We start from the raw sequence: 1,913 nt of genomic DNA on the forward strand, positions 1-1,913 counted from the left end.
AATTTGACGATCGTCAAAATAAAGGCATAAAAAAACCGGCAGAAAGCCGGTTCTTCGCAGGGTTAAACTTAGCTCTGTTGTTCACGGGCGATGGCGCGATAGCCAATATCGGTACGGAAGTACACATCATCCCAGTGGATTTCATCAACCAATTGATACGCGGCTTTTTGTGCTGCGGTGACTGTGTTCCCCAGTGCTGTTGCGCATAACACACGGCCGCCATTGGTGACCACGTGGCCGTTTTTCATCTCAGTACCCGCATGGAAGACCTTGGCATCGTGATTACCTAGGCTTAGGCCGTCAATCACATCGCCTTTGCGATACTCATCGGGATAACCGCCTGCGGCCAGCACTACGCCAACTGCGGCGCGCTCGTCGTACTCCGCGGTGACTTTATCCAGCTCGCCACGGGTTGCTGCTAAACACAGCTCAACTAAGTCTGATTTTAAGCGCATCATAATAGGTTGAGTTTCGGGATCGCCAAAGCGGCAGTTGTATTCCAGTACCTTAGCGCTGCCATCGGGGGCAATCATCAAGCCTGCATAGAGGAAGCCAGTGTAGACATTGCCTTCGGCAGCCATACCATCCACGGTTGGGCGGATAACATTGGCAATTGTCCAATCGTGTACGCTCTGGGTAACGACGGGTGCAGGGGAGTAAGCGCCCATGCCGCCGGTGTTTGGACCGTGGTCGGCGTTATCGCGGGCTTTATGGTCTTGGCTGGTCGCCATGGCGAGGATATTTTTGCCGTCGACCATCACGATAAAGCTGGCTTCTTCGCCTTTTAAGAACTCTTCGATAACGACGCGTGAGCCGGCATCGCCAAACTTGTTGCCCGCGAGCATATCATCAATTGCCGCATCGGCTTCGGCTTGGTCTTGGGCGATGATCACACCTTTACCCGCCGCTAGACCGTCGGCCTTGATCACCACTGGATAGCCCGTAGTCGCGGTTAATTCACGCACGAAGGCTTTAGCATCGCCAATGTCGGTACAGTTTTTATAACCTGCGGTGGGAATATTGTGGCGGGCTAAAAAGTCCTTAGTGAAGGCTTTTGAACCTTCGAGCTGAGCCGCCGCCTTGGTGGGGCCAAAAATCGGTAACCCCGCAGCGTTAAAGGCATCCACTACGCCTAATACTAGCGGCGCTTCAGGGCCGACGATGGTGAGTTCGATTTGATTCGTTTTTGCAAAATCGAGCAGCGCAGGAATATCCGTCGCGCTGATGGCGAGGTTTTCGATGTTGGGTTCAAGGGCTGTGCCCGCATTGCCCGGTGCAACATAGACGGTGTCTACCTGAGGTGATTGTGCCGCTTTCCACGCTAGGGCATGTTCGCGGCCGCCGCCACCAATAACTAATACTTTCATGTTAAGTCATCCCTTTGAGTTTTAAATTCTTGTGGTTAGATTCTTATCGTTACATTCTTATCGTTAAAGAGTGCGATAACGAAACAGCCAGCACTGTGGTGTGCTGGCTGTTTGTGGCATTAGTGACGGAAGTGGCGCATACCCGTCATCACCATGGCCATGCCGTGCTCGTCGGCTGCTTTGATAATTTCCGCATCGCGCATTGAGCCACCTGGCTGGATGATGCAGCTGATGCCCGCTGCGGCTGCGGCATCGATACCGTCGCGGAATGGGAAGAAGGCATCGGACGCCATCACAGAGTTCACCACTTCTAAACCTTCATCGGCAGCCTTGATACCCGCAATCTTAGCGCTGTAGACGCGGCTCATTTGGCCGGCGCCAACACCGATGGTCATGCCGTCTTTAGCGTAAACAATCGCGTTAGATTTAACGAACTTAGCCACTTTCCAGCAGAACATTAAGTCTTTCAGTTCGCTCTCGGTCGGTTGACGTTTAGTCACGACTTTGATGTCGTCTAAACCAACCATGCCTTGGTCGCGATCTTGC

Annotated in this window: 1 protein-coding gene and 1 pseudogene; both read right to left on the bottom strand. The window is 52.9% G+C overall.

Features of this window, described 5'->3' with window-relative positions:
- Positions 1-68 precede the first annotated feature (68 nt).
- Positions 69-1,367: a phosphoribosylamine--glycine ligase gene (gene purD / locus ACRCZA_RS13340; RefSeq protein WP_438674909.1), complete on the bottom strand. Its 1,299-nt coding sequence runs from the start codon at positions 1,365-1,367 to the stop codon at positions 69-71.
- Positions 1,368-1,486: 119 nt separating this feature from the next.
- Positions 1,487-1,913 (bottom strand): annotated as a pseudogene (gene purH, locus ACRCZA_RS13345) (bifunctional phosphoribosylaminoimidazolecarboxamide formyltransferase/IMP cyclohydrolase); the annotation flags it as partial.

Origin of the sequence: Shewanella sp. (genome assembly GCF_051658185.1) — a bacterium.
GTDB lineage: Bacteria > Pseudomonadota > Gammaproteobacteria > Enterobacterales > Shewanellaceae > Shewanella.

Excerpts from the sequence above, each read along its gene's own strand:
- purD (WP_438674909.1), bottom strand. The coding sequence starts at position 1,367 with ATGAAAGTATTAGTTATTGGTGGCGGCGGCCGCGAACATGCCCTAGCG.